This is a genomic window from Sphingobacterium sp. SYP-B4668 (assembly GCF_027627455.1).
Classification (GTDB): Bacteria; Bacteroidota; Bacteroidia; order Sphingobacteriales; family Sphingobacteriaceae; genus Sphingobacterium.
In genome coordinates, this window is the sequence record NZ_CP115483.1 from 278,501 (window position 1) to 296,400 (window position 17,900).

At 42.4% G+C, this 17,900-nt stretch carries 14 protein-coding genes; 6 read left to right on the top strand and 8 right to left on the bottom strand.

The window, feature by feature from the left end:
- Positions 1 to 35: 35 nt before the first annotated feature.
- Genes OQ289_RS01235 through OQ289_RS01250 form a run of 4 tightly spaced genes read left to right on the top strand, consistent with a single transcriptional unit; the run spans position 36 to position 3,467 of the window.
- Positions 36 to 989, top strand: coding sequence for an aldo/keto reductase (locus OQ289_RS01235; RefSeq protein ID WP_270089055.1), 954 nt, complete (start codon positions 36 to 38; stop codon positions 987 to 989).
- A complete protein-coding gene (locus tag OQ289_RS01240; protein ID WP_270089056.1) occupies positions 986 to 1,915 on the top strand; it encodes a Gfo/Idh/MocA family oxidoreductase in 930 nt (309 codons plus the stop codon). Before OQ289_RS01235 ends, OQ289_RS01240 begins: the two co-directional genes overlap by 4 nt.
- Positions 1,905 to 2,681, top strand: coding sequence for an SDR family oxidoreductase (locus OQ289_RS01245; protein WP_270089057.1), 777 nt, complete (start codon positions 1,905 to 1,907; stop codon positions 2,679 to 2,681). Before OQ289_RS01240 ends, OQ289_RS01245 begins: the two co-directional genes overlap by 11 nt.
- Before the next feature lie 12 nt (positions 2,682 to 2,693).
- A complete protein-coding gene (locus OQ289_RS01250) occupies positions 2,694 to 3,467 on the top strand; it encodes a 3-hydroxybutyrate dehydrogenase (RefSeq protein ID WP_270089058.1) in 774 nt (257 codons plus the stop codon).
- Positions 3,468 to 3,513: 46 nt separating this feature from the next.
- Here OQ289_RS01250 and OQ289_RS01255 read toward each other — a convergent pair whose 3' ends face one another.
- From OQ289_RS01255 to OQ289_RS01290, 8 genes are all read right to left on the bottom strand, one after another.
- Positions 3,514 to 4,380, bottom strand: a complete 867-nt coding sequence (locus OQ289_RS01255; protein ID WP_033563633.1) for an AraC family transcriptional regulator — start codon at positions 4,378 to 4,380, stop codon at positions 3,514 to 3,516.
- A gap of 201 nt (positions 4,381 to 4,581) precedes the next feature.
- A complete protein-coding gene (locus OQ289_RS01260) occupies positions 4,582 to 5,172 on the bottom strand; it encodes an RNA polymerase sigma factor (protein WP_270089059.1) in 591 nt (196 codons plus the stop codon).
- Positions 5,173 to 5,278: 106 nt separating this feature from the next.
- On the bottom strand, positions 5,279 to 6,781 hold the full coding sequence (locus OQ289_RS01265) for a sialate O-acetylesterase (RefSeq protein WP_270089060.1): 1,503 nt from the start codon (positions 6,779 to 6,781) through the stop codon (positions 5,279 to 5,281).
- Positions 6,782 to 6,786: 5 nt separating this feature from the next.
- Positions 6,787 to 8,286 (bottom strand): hypothetical protein, encoded by a 1,500-nt coding sequence (locus OQ289_RS01270; RefSeq protein WP_270089061.1) that lies wholly within the window; start codon positions 8,284 to 8,286, stop codon positions 6,787 to 6,789.
- Positions 8,287 to 8,313: 27 nt separating this feature from the next.
- The gene (locus tag OQ289_RS01275; RefSeq protein WP_270089062.1) at positions 8,314 to 9,267 is read right to left on the bottom strand and encodes a hypothetical protein; all 954 of its coding nucleotides are present in this window, start codon (positions 9,265 to 9,267) and stop codon (positions 8,314 to 8,316) included.
- Positions 9,268 to 9,271: 4 nt separating this feature from the next.
- The gene (locus tag OQ289_RS01280; RefSeq protein WP_270089063.1) at positions 9,272 to 10,768 is read right to left on the bottom strand and encodes a RagB/SusD family nutrient uptake outer membrane protein; all 1,497 of its coding nucleotides are present in this window, start codon (positions 10,766 to 10,768) and stop codon (positions 9,272 to 9,274) included.
- Positions 10,769 to 10,778: 10 nt separating this feature from the next.
- Complete coding sequence (locus OQ289_RS01285) at positions 10,779 to 14,021, bottom strand: TonB-dependent receptor (RefSeq protein ID WP_270089064.1); 3,243 nt, start codon at positions 14,019 to 14,021, stop codon at positions 10,779 to 10,781.
- Between the two features lie 366 nt (positions 14,022 to 14,387).
- The gene (locus tag OQ289_RS01290; RefSeq protein ID WP_270089065.1) at positions 14,388 to 15,587 is read right to left on the bottom strand and encodes a FecR family protein; all 1,200 of its coding nucleotides are present in this window, start codon (positions 15,585 to 15,587) and stop codon (positions 14,388 to 14,390) included.
- Between the two features lie 416 nt (positions 15,588 to 16,003).
- Between OQ289_RS01290 and OQ289_RS01295 the strand changes: the two genes are divergently transcribed.
- Both OQ289_RS01295 and OQ289_RS01300 read left to right on the top strand, forming a co-directional pair.
- Positions 16,004 to 16,597: an RNA polymerase sigma factor gene (locus tag OQ289_RS01295; RefSeq protein WP_270089066.1), complete on the top strand. Its 594-nt coding sequence runs from the start codon at positions 16,004 to 16,006 to the stop codon at positions 16,595 to 16,597.
- 103 nt (positions 16,598 to 16,700) lie between these two features.
- Positions 16,701 to 17,837: a FecR family protein gene (locus OQ289_RS01300; RefSeq protein WP_270089067.1), complete on the top strand. Its 1,137-nt coding sequence runs from the start codon at positions 16,701 to 16,703 to the stop codon at positions 17,835 to 17,837.
- Positions 17,838 to 17,900: the final 63 nt, after the last annotated feature.

Genomic DNA, 17,900 nt, shown 5'->3' on the forward strand with positions numbered 1-17,900 from the left:
ATGACGGGCATGTAAATGAAAAATAATTTATAAGGATGAAACATCGTTTATTAGGACGTACAGGACTTCGTGTATCCGAGGTAGCCTTCGGAGGTGTAGAGATTGGTATGCCGTATGGCATTGGTACCGCGGGTAAGACAGAGATGCCTGAAGAGTCTGCTGCCATTGATTTGTTGCACGAGGCTGTTAAGCAGGAAGTTAATTTCTTTGATACCGCGAGATTATATGGGGATAGCGAACGATTAATGGGAGTAGCATTTGAGGAGATACGTTCTGAGATTGTATTAGCCACCAAATGTATCCATTTTAGAAATTCTCTTGGAAATATTCCGTGTTACGATGAACTCAAGACTATTGTCCATCAGTCATTGGAACAAAGCCTGACCAGCTTACGCACAGATTATATCGACGTCTTTATGGTACACTACGCCGACTTGGATATCCTCAACAACCATGATGTTGCCCGCATATTTTTAGACTTGAAAAATCAGGGACGTGTACGTAACATTGGTGTGTCGGTTTACCGTGCAGAGGAGTCACTTCTGGCCGTTGAATCAGGCATATGGGACGTTGTCCAACTCCCCTTCAACTTAATGGACCAATCGCATGCGATTTGTTTCGATCAAGCAAAAGAAAAAGGAATAGCCATCATCGTCCGTTCGGTACTGATGCGTGGTTTATTGACCGATCGAATATTTCCAATGGATTCAGCGCTTCAATCGGTCGCCAATCATATCGCTATGCTAAGGGATATTGCAGGTCATCATTTTGACAGCTTTGCAGCTTACGCAACTAAGTTTGCCCTTCGGTATGAACAGGTTTCAAGTGTCCTAGTAGGAATAGATAAAGAAGAGTTTTTATTAGCGGCTATAGCAAATGTCAGCGGACAAGGGCTCAACGACCAAATTTTTGCAGACTCCAAGAAACTGGCCTATCCATCACCGGAGTGCCTGAATTTGGCTGAATGGGACAAAAAAGGATGGTTATGACAAGAATCGGTATTATTGGTATGAGTGAGGGGAATGCCCATCCCTATTCTTGGTCGTCGATTATCAACGGAGCTTTTGATGGTGAGATTATCGTGCATGCAGGGTATCCGGCGGTGGCATCTTATCTTCAAGCGAATAAAGATACATTGGGTATTGATGATGCGAAGGTCACGCACGTGTGGTGTCAGGAGAGTTCGATGGCTGAGCGGATAGCCAAGTCTTCGAAAATAGACAATGTCGTTCTTCAACTGGCAGATATGGTAGGGCAAGTGGATGCTGTTATCTTGGCTAGGGATGACCCTGAAAATCATGTTGAGATGGCAAAGCCATTTATACAAGCGGGGATTCCGATATTTATAGACAAGCCATTGGCCTATTCCCAAGAAGACCTTGATTGGTTTAAGAATCAGGTCAAGCAGGGCCACTTTATTATGTCATGTTCGTCCATGCGCTATGCAAATGAATGTCGTGCATTGAAGCAAGAGCTGGCAACTTTGGGCGTAATAGAATTAGTTACCGCAGTGGGGAAAAAAGATTGGAAGAAGTATGGAATCCATCTTTTGGAAGCAATCTTCAATGTGTTAGATGATCCCCTTCCTCAACATGTACAGCATGTTGGGGGGCCAGATAAAGAGATTGTGTTGGTCAGGTTGGAAAGTGGTACTGATATTACTCTACATCTTTACAACCATATCGCTGGCACCTTCCAAGTTTCATTTTTTGGGCAACAAGGTTGGAAGTTGATTGATATCAAAAATTCATACGCAATGTTTCGGGACAATATCATTGAATTTGTACGTTCGGTCAAGGAAGGGAAGTCCCGATTGGATTTTAATAAAACTTATCGCCTCATGCAAGTCATTATAAATGCAAAGGATAGTTACCTGCAGGGCGGCATACCTATTTTCTATAAAGATGAATGTTAAGGAATTATTTAGCTTAAAAGACAAAGTTGTGTTGGTTACAGGTGGATCTGGCAACTATGGAGGCTGCATTGTCGAAGCCCTCGCCGAGGCTGGCGCCACTGTGATTACTACCTCCCGTGATTTGAGGAGGGCTCAGACCACCGCCCAAACATTCCAAGAGCGAGGCCTAGATGTGGATGCCATGTGTGTAGATCAAGATAATATAGCGTCTATGCTTGCCTTAAAGGAGGAGATTGTCAATCGGTATGGTCATTTGCATGGTTTCGTTAACAATGCTGTTTCGAGGCCAGTCAAAGGTTATCGTGATACGATTGAACAATTCGATCGGTCTATGCTCTCCAATGCCACAGGGATGTTTTTTTTATTACGAGAATTGACGGACCTGATTGTATTATCAGGTGGTGGTTCAGTAGTCAACATTGCATCCATGATGGGCATGAAAGGTCCCGATTTGAGCAACTATGAAGGTACAGATATGGGCGATTTACCACCCGATTATTTCTTCCACAATGCGGGCTTGATCAATCTATCGAGATACATGGTCAAAGTATTTGCAGGTAAAAACGTACGTTTTAACTGCATTAGCCCCGGGGGGCTGTATAACAATCAGCCCGCGCAATTCGTAACCAATTACTGTCGCAAGGTACCCTTGGGGCGAATGGCCAATAAAGATGATATCAAGGGCTTGGTGGTGTTGCTGTTGTCCAAAGCAGGTGAATATATCAATGGAGAGAATATTCTTTTGGACGGAGGTCTTAATGCTTAAAAGAAAGTGGAGATGAAAGATAGGGTAGCTATTGTCACTGGAGCTGCAAGCGGCATTGGACTGGAAGTCGCTAAGCGGTTAGCTTCTGTTGGAGCAGAGGTCTATCTCCTAGATCGCGATGCACGACAGGTAAGCCTGCATGCCCAAATGCTCGTCGAGCAAGGATTCAGTGCTATAGGTATAGAATGTGATATCACCGATGAGTCTAGTCTCGAGCGGGTATTTCAAGAAATTGTGGTCGATACCGGACGAATTGATATTTTAATCAATAATGCAGGTAGGCAATTTGTCGCTGCAATTGACCAATTCCCTTCGCATGAGTTTGAGTCTATGATTAAGTTGATGTTGGTGGCTCCGTTTTTTGCTATTAAGCACGTGTTTCCGGTTATGAAGCAAAGAGGATATGGTCGGATTGTCAATATGGCTTCTGTTAATGGAGTGATTGGTTTCGCAGGAAAAGCAGCTTACAATAGTGCAAAGCATGGTGTTATAGGTCTTACAAAAGTAGCTGCATTGGAAGGTGCTGCCTACGGAATTACTGTCAATGCAGTATGCCCAGGTTATGTAGACACGCCGTTACTGCGAAATCAGTTGGCTGATCTTGGACGTGCGCACAAGGTAGCAGTGGATCGCGTGTTAGAAGATATCCTACTACCCCTTATTCCACAACGTAGACTGTTGGATGTTAGCGAGGTTGCCGATTATACCCTCTATCTATTGGGCGAACAAGCGAAAGGTATTACCGGACAATCAGTCATCATCGATGGTGGCTATACTGTTCAGTAGTTGACCCTGCATGATTTGCTACGTTATCCATCCAAGTAGTATTCTTTTAATTAACGACCACTACCCGTTTGAATTCTGAAGGCGACATGCCCTTTATTTTCTTAAACTGTCTGTTGAAATTGGCAATACTATTGAATCCGCAGATGTAAGCTGCTTCCAGAATGGATTTGTCCTTATCCGATATGAGCTTGCAAAAATGCCCAATACGGATTTGGGTCACATATTCTACAAATGTCATCCTATATTGTTCTTTAAAGAAATTGCAAAATGTCGTTGTCGCCATATTGGCTTCATCGGCCACTTCCCTTAATGTAATCTGTTTGTGAAAATTCCGTAGGATATAGTCATTAATCTTACTGTGCCTGCTGGTTTCTTTAATATTATGGGAAGCAAAATTAGGACTCGCTAAGAGCGTGAAATCTTTGAGGGAACAGACGATATCAAATATTTCAAAAATAGAAGCGAGTCGTTTTAGACCACTCTCATCTATCATTTTACTCATTATTTCAGCGATTTTATACTTTTCTTTACTGTGGATATAAATGCCGCGCGAGGAGAGAGTCAAGATTTCAATCAATGCCGAAAACTCAGGAATGTTTAAAATATCTTGACCGATAAAATTGGATGAGAAATGGATTACCGTCGCATCTGCAGCTTCTTGGACCGGATTTTTTAAGAACGTATTGTCATTCACCCATACATGTGGCAGGTCTGGTCCCATGAGTACCAGATCATTCTCCCCAAAATGTCCAATATGATCCCCTACCATTCGCTTTCCTGTACTTTTGTGGACGAGAACCAGCTCGTATTCTGGATGATAGTGCCAAGGGCATGGAAAGTGACTGCCTTTTTCATTAAATACGATAAAAGATTTATCAAATTCCTTGGGGAGCCTATATTCGATTGCTTTCATTACAGTTGTAGTGGTTAGGTATCCTAAATTTATATAAAAAAAGTATAGGACCCGTAATATAGGCTATATTTTTGAAAAATAGTATCAGTTTTGTGTACGATGTGGAAAGGTGTATCGAATAGGACCGCGGTCCTACACATTGGTTCTGCTTCCTAGCAGTTAGACGCTCTTTCAAATGTCAACTGAATAACTCGCCTTTTGTTACATCCTGATTGACACGGATAGACAACAGAATAAGATGTAGATAAGTACATTCTTTCTTTTAAAAGTTTCCTTGAGAGTGGATATTGCCTTTGATCGCGCAAAATAGACATTGCTTGCAGTTGTATTGAGTCTAGCGCAAATTTCGTCTACATTAAGGTCTTCTAAATATGTCATTTTGAATACTGCCGCTTGTTGCTCGGGAAGCTTGTCCAATTCGGACACGATCAGTTGAGTCAATTCCACCCGAATTATCCTAGTCATGATGTCGTCATCCGCCATCGCAGTTTCCTCCTCGATCGCAACAGCATCCAAATATCTCTTATACTGTGAGGAATCGATGTAGTCATAGCAAGCATTACGTGTGGCGATAAACAGAAAAGCCTTTATATTACACTCCTTTACTACCTTGTCTCGACGCAACCAGAGCTTGAAAAAAGTATCAGATACAATTTCTTCAGCCATCTCCTTATTGTGAATGATTGAGCGCGCAAAGAAGCGCAGCTCTTTACCATATCTAGCCATCAGATATTTTAGGGCAGACTCACGGCCATTTTTAAAATCTTGAAAATATCCAATATCGGTTTTCATCGAAAGCTTAATCTAGGTTAAAAAGGAGCTAACTACTAAATATAACAAAAATTTGATTGGAAGAAATACTTCCAATCAAATTGTGACTGTGTGATTTTTTTGTTCCTTACTTCTCCTCCTGAAGGTCTGCCCATGTATACGTCTTAAAGATGCTGACGGGCAGTCCACTACTACTGACCAGATTGCTGACCTTAGTATAACTCCATCCAAGCCGTGCCGCCGTAGGACTTGGTACATTAGACGAGCTAAGTATAACCTTATTGCCCAAAATCTCTCCATGTGCAGGATAAAACTGTCTGTCTTCGCCTGCTATTTCAAATTGCGTAGGCGGTGCTCCATCTCTTGTCTTTAACCCTGCTTCTGCAAATTTAAAATCAATTATCATCTTACTTCCATCATGGGTTAATCGGTCAAAAACCGGAGATCGATCACCTTCGGGTCTGTTATATTTATCCGCTAATGCTAGATAGGCGAATCGTAACCCGACATCTCTTTTATTCTTGGGATGTATATCCTCTAAATCGGCTATATCATCATTGCTGATCAAGCCACTATGTGCTATTTTTGTACTGGCCTGAAGTTGTGCGAATCGCATATTGGGATTGGCATAATTGGTCTTGAAATCATACATGCGTTTGTAAGGGCATATTTGGGCTATGTAAAAAGAAAAGTCCTTTGCTGATTTGTTCCATAAGGTCCGCCAACTTTGGACCAACGTCTCTAACAACTCTGGATAGTATGCTGGATTGTCCATATTGGCCTCTCCTTGATACCATATGGCTCCAGTGACAGGTATATCGTGTAACGGATAGATCATCGCATTGTACGCCGAGCCTATCTTAAATGGTGAAAAGGGATCGGCTCGTGGCTGTTTATCTTGGAGTAATGCGGCGTCACGTATAGAAGACTGGGCCAGTATAGCATTACGTTCGGCCCAAACCTCTCCCGTGGTGTCGCCCCAGCTGGCGTTGATAATCCCAATGGGCACCTGGAGGGTCTGTCGGAGATGTTTGGCAAAATAGTAACCTACAGCACTGAACCATTCTAAAGAGCCGGCAGCACATTTTTGCCACGTGGCATTCAATTTGTTGGTCGGGATGTCCGACTGTACCTGTTGTACATTCAATAAGCGTATCCCATTCGATGCATCCGCCTTGAGCATCTCATCCAATCCACCGAGCGCATCTTTCATTGGATACCACATATTTGATTGGCCGGAGCATAGCCACACTTCACCGATCAAAATGTCGTTGAATGTCAAACTACTTTTTCCAGATACCTTAATCGATTGTACTGTAAAACTGCCTGCCGGTGTACGAATGGTCTTAGACCATTTGCCTGACTGATCCACCTTAACTTCTTCGGGAGTTAAATCTTCCCAACTCGTCGCAATGGTTACGTATTGGTCTGGGGTTCCAATCCCGGATATGGTAAAATTGCTGTTTTGCTGCAATACCATGTTGCTTTGGAGATTATTTTTGACCTCCAGTTTGGATGATGCTGTTTTGTCGGGCTCAGTTGGCGTAGGCATATCCCCACCTCTCGAATCCGAACATCCCAGTACAAACAACCAGCAGTATATTCCAAAGAAAATTTTCCTATTCATCATATTTCCTATTGCATTGTGGTAATCAATATAAGAGAGCGACCTGGTAGCTGGATGGTAAAGCCATCATCTTTTTGTAAGGTAATATTCTCTACGCTATTAGGTACTGCAAAGCCCTTACTGTCTTTCGCTCCGTCAAAATTTGCACCATCACGTGCTATGTATTTATATACTTTGGCGCCTTGAAGTTTTAATTGTTCTTCAGATTTGAGTTGAAGGGTGTATTCCGAAGCATGGGAATTCACTAGAGCAACCGTTGTCTGTCCATTCTTCCTGGCACTTACTGCCTGAAGTCCTTTCTTAGCGGGGATATCTATCGGATATATGGTGCTTCCATTGGGGAAATAACGGCATAATAATGACATCGGATAAAACCATGGTCGGATAGCTTCATCAGCAGCACCCCCAAATCTTTCTTCACCCAATATATTCCAAAAGCCCCAGCGCTTCAGTTTATCTTGATCCGTATCGCTGTACATCGCATCATCCATATTCCACAATATCACACCATTATAACCAGCCAACATATTCTGTACGACGGCATCTGCTACATCGACACCATAAAAAGCATCATAAATCATCATATTCGAATCATCTCCAGCAAATGGGTCTGCATTGATTCGTGCGGTATTCGTAGCTCCGTGGGCCGAGTTGGGATTGTATTTGAAACCTAGCTCGCCCATAATCATCGCTTTGCCCGCAGGGACAATGCTACGATAGTGTTCGATTACCTGACGATAAGAACCTCCCTTGACCTGGTCATCTGTTGGATACGAATGGATATCATAGGCGTGTATCCTATCTCCAAAATATGCGGCAGGTCTAGTAATCCAATCACTTAGGCTCACGTCATTCCAAATAGCAACATCCGGAGCAATGACTTCGATGCGCTTATCAAGCCCCTTGGTCTGCATAAGGGTCAATATTTCGTCATAGGTCCGTTGCCACAGACTATAATCGCCTCCAATAGAAGACCAGTCTCCAGCAGGCTCATTACACATGTTGTAGTATTTGAGACATGTATAACCACGGATGTCGAGTAGATATTTCAGAAAATCCGTTGAGCGCTCTAGCCAAGCGACATCTACATCACCATTTGATAGTGCTTTCTCTCCCCATTCGCCATACATGACCTGTATTCCGTTCGCTTGACAGAAATCTAGGATCTTAAACAAGATACCTTCGCTAATCTCGGGTGAGTAGATTCCATTTTGATAATAATTCCATCCTTGGGAAGCCATTATCCGCACTAAACCTGGTCGTAAAAATTGAACACGCTCTTGAAGCACTTGCCAGTCTGCTGTACTGAAAGTAGATGCCCCAGTCCAGCGCGAGATATTGTCATATCCACCCCATTGAGGACCGATACCGACAAAAGGTATGCTCGTGACCGGGGTAGAGCGAATAAGGAGATCATTGTTGATATTCTTTGGTTTCATCAACGTATCCTGACAACCAAATGTCGCGCTGATAAACATCACAAAGCAAATAACGGTATGTATTTTCATTGTATTTACGTTTTTGAGATTCATAGTCTATTCTGAAATTTTCTTAATCTGGACCCAGTATTTTTTTGCATTTTCCACAAATCGCTCCCTATCCTTATAAATATCTATCCAAATGAATGTGGGCTGAAGTTCAAACTCAAAGGCCTTGTCTTTTATGATGATGGAATTGTTGTAATCGTCAAGTGCAAGGGTGCTACTTGCTATGAACTTGGCCGTAGACACCAAAGATGTTGAAGAGAAGGTGATGGTACCTTGCTTAGAGTTACGTTTCCACGTGCCTTCTCCAATCGGTATTTTGCGGTATTTACTGTTGACATCTATCGGCACAGCTGCGCCATCCGGATCATCTACAAAGATGAAATTGGCATACTTATTATCAGGGCCAGCATCATGTACTACTTTGCCGTAAGCATCTCCTTCTTCAGTAATTCCTTCTAGACTAAAAGTCAAAGTATTGTCGTATTCCGCAAGAGGTCCTGATCCGTCTGGCTTCCAGTTCCAACTGCGCTCGGCCATACTTGGATGGGCAGCTGCACCACCATATTCTGGCCATGCGCCGCCATACACGGATAAGGTCGAGATTTGCCAAGTACCGACCAATTCGTCAGAGAATGGGATATAGGATATCTTCCATATCCTATCTTGACCCGATTTTGAAGTGACCTTGATTTGTGCCGTCTGCTTATCATCAAAAGTCAATATCTGGTCCTTCAAGATATCTGAAGACGCACCGTAGGACAGCTCAAGCTCCTTTATCTTTATATTTTCGGCGTCACCAGCAGTCTGATTGTACATAAAGGTAATCTCGCCGTTCTGATTTTCATCTCTTTGTATCGTTGCGCTTCCCACTTGATTTTCAAATGTAATCTGCAGGATAGCCCGTTCGTTGTTCCAAGCCTCGTTGCGTATCTCTTTCATTAAATCCTTCTTGCAAGAAGCCAACGTGGATAGCATCAAAACTATGATCAATTTTGCTTTCATAAATCTAATTTCTTGGTATGTTGGGATTGAGGTCAACTTCTTTTTGTGGGATAGGATAATAGGCGGCTTGCTCTTCCGACATTCCAGAGGCTGCAGCACGAGGGTCTGTGCGGATAAGTAAAGCCTTGCGTCTTAAATCCTGCAATCTCTTGCCTTCGAATGCTAGCTCAAAGCCCCGTTCCTTGAATACAGCGTTACGAAAATCCGTCGTACTCAAGTTGACTGGTAGATCGTCCAATCCTGCTCGTCTACGAAGTGCATTGACCCAGTGATAACCTTCGGGGCTAGGCCCAGTTGCTTCGGCATATACAAGGGCAACTTCGGAAAACCGAATGAGGAATGGACGTGTACTGGATTTGACCCCCACAAAATCTGGATCTATATATTTTCGGGTCAAAAAGTAATCGTTCAATTCAGAAGTACTCCCATCAGCCTTGGTATAAAATCGCTTTGTCATCAATTGAGTCTTGCGTTTATCCATGGGGTCAAAGCTATTGGCGTACAATTCTGTGGTAACAAATACACCCCACCCCATATTCGTCGCTTGAGTATATCCTCCATCCGGATCGGCGAACCATAGGCTTGTTCCATTCTTGTATGGGATGAACATCTTGTCTATAGAAGAAAAATTACCTTCATCTACACCACTTTTATCCATAGACATAATGAAAATATGCTCGGGTCCTCCTGGTTTGCGGGTGTCGTAGATACTTATCAGGTCAGGCGATAAGCTATAGGTCGATTGATCATACAATACTTTACGTGACCAATCCGCAGCAAACTGATACATCTCAGACACATCTTTATCCATCTCTTTATAACCAGCAACTCCATTTTCCTTGGAAGAGGCAATACTGAGATATACCTTTGCCAGTAGGGCCTGTGCAGCGACTTTGTCCACTCTTCCTACTATTCGCCGAATGGACATCCGTTTCTCCGCCTCTATACAATCGGCGATGATAAAATCATATAATTCGTCGAAATCTTTGGGCATTGGTGCCACAGTCTGCGACGCAGACGTGATAGCGCTCTTATGAAGAGGCACTAATCCATACATCTGGATGAGATGGTAATAGTTCCAGGCTCTCAGAAAGTACGCTTCACCCAACACACTACTTTTGAAGTCTTCACTCAGATTGCTGTTGATGACGTTGTCGATGACTGCATTTGACCTGTTTATGGCAATGTAGCAGTACTTGTAGTACAGCTCCAATTGTTCATTTTCTCGGAATAAGGTATAGTCCCAACGATTGATCTCTTGTGAACCAAATCCCTCTTCTCCTTTCACATCACAGCTTTCCGTGGCTAGTTCATTAATATAGAATATTGCCCGTACATACTCATTGTATGAAAAAGTATTATAGGCGTAAAAAAGAGCGGATTCAGCATCCTCATTTGTTTTGTAAAAATTCTCCTCGGAATAGAATCCATAAGGTTCCTCTTCAAGGTCGCACCCCACTAATAGCGTGCATATGGTCAATAATATTAAATATCTGTACATATAAAAATCTTTAAAATGTAAAATCAATACCAAATGAGAACATTCTCAACTTGGGATAACCTCCGCCATAGCGCCCGTTGAGCCCTACCTCTGGGTCGTATCCTTCAAACTTGGTGAATGTATACAGGTTTTCGGCATTGATGGATACACGAGCCTGTTTTATCCATTTTTGAGTGGGTGTGGGGATGTTGTAGCCGACATTGACATTTTGGATTCGAAGAAAACTTCCGTCCTTTACGAACCAATCGGACGTATAATGCAATCTTCCTTGTCGTACGCTTGGGTACTCGGTACTGGGATTGTCCGGCGTCCAGCGCAGAGGAACGTACAAAGCCGAATTGTACATACCGCTCCATAGGACATCATTTCCAAATACGCCATTTAGGAAGACGCTCATATCTAATCTCTTATATCTGAAATTAAGATTCAAGCTCGCCATGAAATCAGGATTCGGATCTCCAATGGCGGTCCTATCTTTAGTGTCAAAAACTCCATCTTGATTCAAATCGGCATATAGGAACTCACCCGCTCGAGCCTCAGCGCCCACAAGTCCTGCTGCCTCTCCCTCTTGATCCGATTGGACAATGCCATTTACCCGATATCCGTAAAAGACATTGACAGGCAAGCCCACAGCTAAGATATTGGATGAAGGTTCTCGAAAAGGATCCATGCCTCCACCATAGTACTCATAATAGGTATCTGATAAGAAGTCTTTGTTAAGCCCTGAGCTGATTGCATCGCCTAAGCTGACCACTTTGTTTATATTTCTGGAGAATATAAATGTACCCGACAGTTCCCAATCTTGCTTACGAATAATGTTGCCCGTGAAAGTAAGCTCAATACCTTTGTTATTGATTTCCCCGTCATTGACCCACATACGGTCGTATCCCGAACTCAATGTCAGATACCGTTCACGTAGCAAGTCATACGTGTTTTTGCTATAATAGTCTACCGTAACTCCTAGCCGATTTTTTAAAAATGAAAAATCTGCCCCTATGTTATATTGTGCTGTTGTCTCCCAACGTAAATCCTTATTAGGTATACCTCCCCACTCTTTGTACCGTCCTCCGACACCCGTATTTCCAATGATATAGCCAGGGCCTATTGCCGTATTCCAAGCCCCGTCGGTATAGAATGTCTCGATTCCGTAGCGACTCAATGTCTGATAGGGCGATATCCCTTGATTTCCTGATACACCATAGCTCGCCCGTAGTTTGAACTCGTCAAATACCTGTAAATCCTTTATAAATTGTTCTTGATGCAGTTTCCAACTAATAGCCCCAGATGGAAAGTAAGCCCATTTATGGTTTGTGCTAAATTTGGAAGACCCGTCCGTACGCATGGTAAGCGTCAAAAGATACTTGTCCATGAAAGCATAATTTACACGTCCAAAATAAGAGAGTAATTTGGTCTCTGTCTGTGCATTACGATGACGATTTAGTTCTGGAGCTCCAGACGCCATATTCTCATTATTCAACGTTCCATTTTTAAAATTATAGGACTCCATGGCCGAACTCCGAGCATGAGAATACTCATAAGAATGTCCCAGCATAGCGGTAATATCATGGTTTTGCTTCACTAGCTTTTGATAAGTCAAGTAGGTATCCACCGTGTATACCTGTCCCATCCAATTGTCAAGGTAAGCGGCCCCCTTGTTATTGGTCCCTGCTTCTGTATACCGATCGGGTTCATAACGATCTTGTATCGAAGCTCCGTACTTGTAGTTGAGCTGCGACTTCAGACTTAGTCCAGGATACAGTTGCAGATCCAGTAGCCATGAGGAGATGACATCCGTTCCCTTAGCAATATTTTTACGATTGTCCGTCCAAGCCATCGGATGACTGTAATCGGCATTCCCTTCTAAAAAATAACTCCCATCGTCATTATATATTGGCCATAGGGGGTTGCGCCAGTAAGCTAACCCTGTATTCGTCCGGCGATTGTCTTTTGATAGGTTGTTAAATGCGCTGATATTTAGATATTTGTTAAACTGATGTTTGATATTCGAACTCACGATCTGTTTACCATAATTATCCCGGATATAGGAACCTTCCTGCAGCAGGTTATTTGCACTCAGTGTAAAGGAGGTCTTGTCGTTGGCCGTGGCCAGCGATATGGTCGATGTATTATTCATCGGATTGTCCCTAAAGACTACTTTGGACCAGTCCGTAAAATATGGCCAAGCGCCACTCTGGACTTCATCGACCGACGGGAAGTAGATCCCGGTGGAGTTGACCGAGCCTATATAGAGCGGGGGCATGTTGCCATTTATTTTGGCCTCATTGTCCAATTGTGCCATCAACGCTGGGTCTGTCCATTGAATGAATTCAGATGTAAACTGGGATAAGGTCGTTTGATGTTTGATGTGGATGTCGGTTTGTCCGTTCTTAGCTTTCTTGGTTGTGACCATGATGACCCCATTTGCTCCCCTAGATCCGTATATGGATGATGCCGAAGCATCTTTTAGAACTTCTACTGAAACGATATCAGCTGGGTTAATCTGCTTGAGATTACCCGCATCACCGATGGGAAACCCATCGACCACAATCAATGGCGCGTTGGATCCTCTTAGAGAGCTTCCTCCCCGTATCCTCACAGTCGTCCCGGCTCCCGGGTCTTGAGAAGTCTTGACCACGTGAAGGCCCGCCGCTCGTCCCTGCAATAGCCCCTCAATAGAATTTGCTGGAATATCTCGAATTTCTTCCGTTTTTACATTGGTCACCGAACCTGTTACATCTTTCTTTCTCATCGTACCATATCCTACCACGACCACCTCATCCAGATTATCGATAGAGGCTTTTAAAGTCACATTTGCTGTGTTGCTAGCGCCAATCCGTATTTCATGCCTATCGTAACCGATCATACTGAAGAATAAAGCATCCCCCGTTGATGTTACGACGATACTATAACTTCCATTATCATCTGTCGAAGTTACATTGGAAGACTGTGAAGCCCGTATCGTCACACCTGAAATAGGCACTCCCTGCGAATCCACTACCTGACCGGTGATGATGCGCTCTTGCGCTTGTGCAGGAACCATCTCCATTGATGAGACCGTCTTTGGATTTATAGGCCTTGGTTTTAAGATGATTGTGCCAGCACTGATTACCCAACCTACCGGTTGGTCGCGCAGGATTTCTTCCATGGCCTGCTCCACATCCATGTTCTGTACATTGGCGCTTACGGCCAGTTTGGCAAGATCCCTTCCATAAAGGAAAAAAGGATATCCAGACTGATCTTGGACACTCTTCATAATTTTTGATAAGGGCAAATTCTTTGCACTGATACTGATTTTTTGTGCAGCGCTGGGATGAGCGAACACTTGGAAAGCAGTCAAAAACATAATATATACCACTAGTTTCATAGCCAGAATACATCGGAATGCCAAAGGCCAAAATCGGTCTTTAACATATTCATAAAAAATCATAAGTTTGTATCGTTTGATAGTGTTAAAAAATGAGGTTGCTAATTGATTTGATAGCTTATCAAACTTATCCGGATAGAGTCGCCACTCTATCCGGTTTTGTTTAAGCTATTCCTATTCTCGTCTAGAGATAAAATCGTAAGTGTTTCATAACTTGTTTACATTTGGTCAATAATTGGTTTATATACGCTGAAATTATAACAAGACGATAAGTCTATTTTGATTTGCTTTTCTTTCTATTTTAAAGGATACACCTCCTTCTTTAAGTATAGCAAGCACTTCAGACAATTTTTTTGTTCTGCTGATTTCTCCATAAAAGTATGTTTGCTTACTCGCTCCTTTGTAGACGATTTCTATATCATACCATCTACTTATTTGTGCCATGGCATCCGGTAAGGTAGTCTCGTTAAAGATGAACTTATTGTCTTTCCAAGCCGTAAATTCTTCAACGTTCACGTTTGCCTTTCTAAACACATTGCCTCGGTATATCCCTTGTTCTCCCGGTCTTAGTTTCATGCTATCTTGGGGCGTCCTCAACAATACGGAGCCTTCTACCAAAGTCGTTGTACTACTCGCCTCATCACCATAGGCTTTTAAATTAAATTGTGTCCCCAATACCTGCACCGTTTGTCTAGCCGATTTTACCAAAAAGGGAATATGGCCATTGGGACCTTTCGCCTTGGCAACATCGAAATAAGCTTCGCCTTCCAACTCTACGGTGCGTGATGTGCGGGTAAATCTTATCGGATATCTAAGTTTTGATGCAGCATTTAGCCATACCTCTGTCCCGTCCGACAACGTAATTTTGTATTTTCCGCCTCTAGGTACCGATAAGGTCACCAAATCCGTACCTTGCAACTGTCCCGTAGGGATTGGTGCGCCATCTGCATAGGTAAGTTGATTGTCTACAACTATCCCTGCTTTAGTGCCGTTCAGTTCAACTATACGCCCATCGGTCAGTGTCAAGGAAGCTTTATCTTCACCAGCCTCGATGTCTATTACCGTAGTGAGCGCGTCCCCCTCCATAAATCTGCTCTCACGGTATTGATAGATGCCTATGCCGAATAATACGATAAGCACCGCTGCCGCCCCATAGGGCATCAAGCGCCTATATAGACCCAAAGAAGATTGCCTATCCCCCTGTTTGTGTTGGTGAATTTTTTCCAGTACAGTATCTTCTAAGCGATTACTCCAGTCTTGCTGATCGGAAAGCTCTAATTCAAGCCAGATACAAACATCTTCCCATAGCAGGTCCTCACGAAGAACACGTTCCAAAAATAAAGTGCGGTGTGGTGACTTCTTTGCCCACGAAAGTAAATAGTCGTTCTCAGCCGGAGTAATATTTCCCTCCAACTTCCTTTTGATAAGAAATGTTATCTCCTCATTACTCGTCATAATAATATTATAATGGTCTACAAGATAGAAACGGTAAATAGGAAGGAACCTTAGTAAAAAAATAAAATAAATTTGAGATTGTTTTTTAGGGTTTCAGTATCAATTTTTGCGCTGTCACTCGTCATTCTTGAATAGGTGCAATATTTCCATGCCGACGCCCGGGGGTGCTGTTGTTAGATATACGCTGTTGGTTTTTTGTAGACTTTACGATTATGACCTCCAACGACTTTAAAACCTTTAAAAGAATCAAATAAATAGACGTTATGCAACTCGCGCCAATGTTTGGAGTTAGTTTTTATGGATGCATTTCAATCGTGTCCAAGCATTGGGACGCGATCATACTTATGATTTGAATTCTACTGTATTATTTTTATGTTTGCATAGATAGTGATATTCCAATAAATCTAATAATACGTATGTGTAGGGACGATGATCAAGAAATCTTGACAAAACTAGCCTCGGGCGATACACTGGCTCTGGTCGCTTTATACGATAAGTACTGGAATAGTTTGTTCAAATATGTCGAGCGTATTTTATTCGATGATGACGAGGTCGCCGATATATTACAGGATACCTTTATTAGTATATGGGAAAACAGAGCTGATGCCCCAAAAATCAAATCTCTAAAATCTTACCTTATAGTCGTTGCTCGCAATAGAGCTTTTAAACGATTGAAGGATATACTAAAATCAGAAGAAGTACTTGCAGAATATAGTTCTCAATTTGAATATGGGGGGTATGTAATATCGGGCCTTGTTGATTCCAAAGAATTAGAAAAAGTTGTGAATCAAGAAATCGATAAACTGCCACCCCGGATGAAGGAAGTTTTCCTGCTGAGTAGAAAGGATAATTTGTCCTACAAGGAGATTGCCGAAAAATTGGAGATATCTACAGAGACTGTGAAAAAACAAATTAGCCTGAGTCTACGCTATTTAAAGACCCACCTTCCTCCAGAGTACTACCAGAGTGTTTTTATACTTATTTTGTTCGACTACACTAAAAATATGTAACTGACTATCAGGTGGTTGTTTTTTTTTATATATTTGATATACCCCTACACCTACCTTAATATACTCTACTATATAACAACTGATTATAAATTAAACCTTTTCCATGAAAAAAGAAATCATGGCACTGCTTAGTCGTTATGCGGATGAGAAAAGTACTGTTGAAGAAAAAAAGCAGCTTGAATCATTTGTACTCAAAAAAGGCCTTGCCAATCATATTCGAACGAGTGAACCCGACTATTCTTTTTTGAAGGATCGTGGTCGAAAGCAATTGGTGGCTTATTTATCTATTCAAAATAGATCAGTCAGACTTAGAAAGAGAATTAAGATAGTTACTGCTGTGGCTGCCACGTTTATTATTGGGTTTCTCCTTGTCAAACTACTATATATCCCGAGTTATTTGGATAACAATAAGACGGACATCTATATTACGGAGGCTGTCAATCCTGGCGATACTTCTGCTATCCTGAAGCTTGCGGACGGTAAAAAAGTGCTGCTAGGTAGGCACGATGGTGTGTTGATGGAAGGCCAAATGCAACTAGCTGAAAACAACAAAGGACAAGAATTAAACTATGCCAATCCACTAGCCAGCGAAGAGCAAGGTTTGGACGCTTGGAACGAACTGATTATTCCTCGAGGAGGACAATATGTAGTCATCTTGTCTGATGGGACACGTGTCACGATGAATTCTGCCAGTACACTACGTTTCCCTGTACGATTTACGGGAACAGATCGAATTGTTTCACTCGAGGGGGAAGCCTATTTTGAGGTTGAAAAAGATGCAAAAAGGCCGTTTAAGGTCCTGAGTAAAGACCAGATCGTACAGGTGACAGGGACCAAGTTTAATGTCAAATCATACGGTCAAAATGCCTACGTGCAAACTTCCTTGTTAGAGGGGGGAGTACTTATTTCACAAGGCGACCAACAGGTCCATTTATCACCGGGACAGCAAGCACAAAGTAGCCCTGGAACCACCTTGAAAGTACGGGCTTTTGAGGAGATGGATGTCCTTGGATGGAAAAATGGCAATTTTGCGTTCGATAACAAATCTCTACGAGAAATCATGGAAGATATAGAACGGTGGTATAATATCGACGTCTCATACGAAGGAGAAATATCTAGCGTAAAATACGGAGGAAACTTTACAAAATCTAAGGGCTTGAAAGTTCTTTTAAATCATCTAAGCAAGATGACAGGTAATCGATTTGTAATAGAAGGAAGGAGGGTCACGGTGAAATCTTAAAATACCTAAAGAATTTTGTCTGAACCAAAAAGTTGGGAATGTAGGGCATTCCCAAACTTTTCT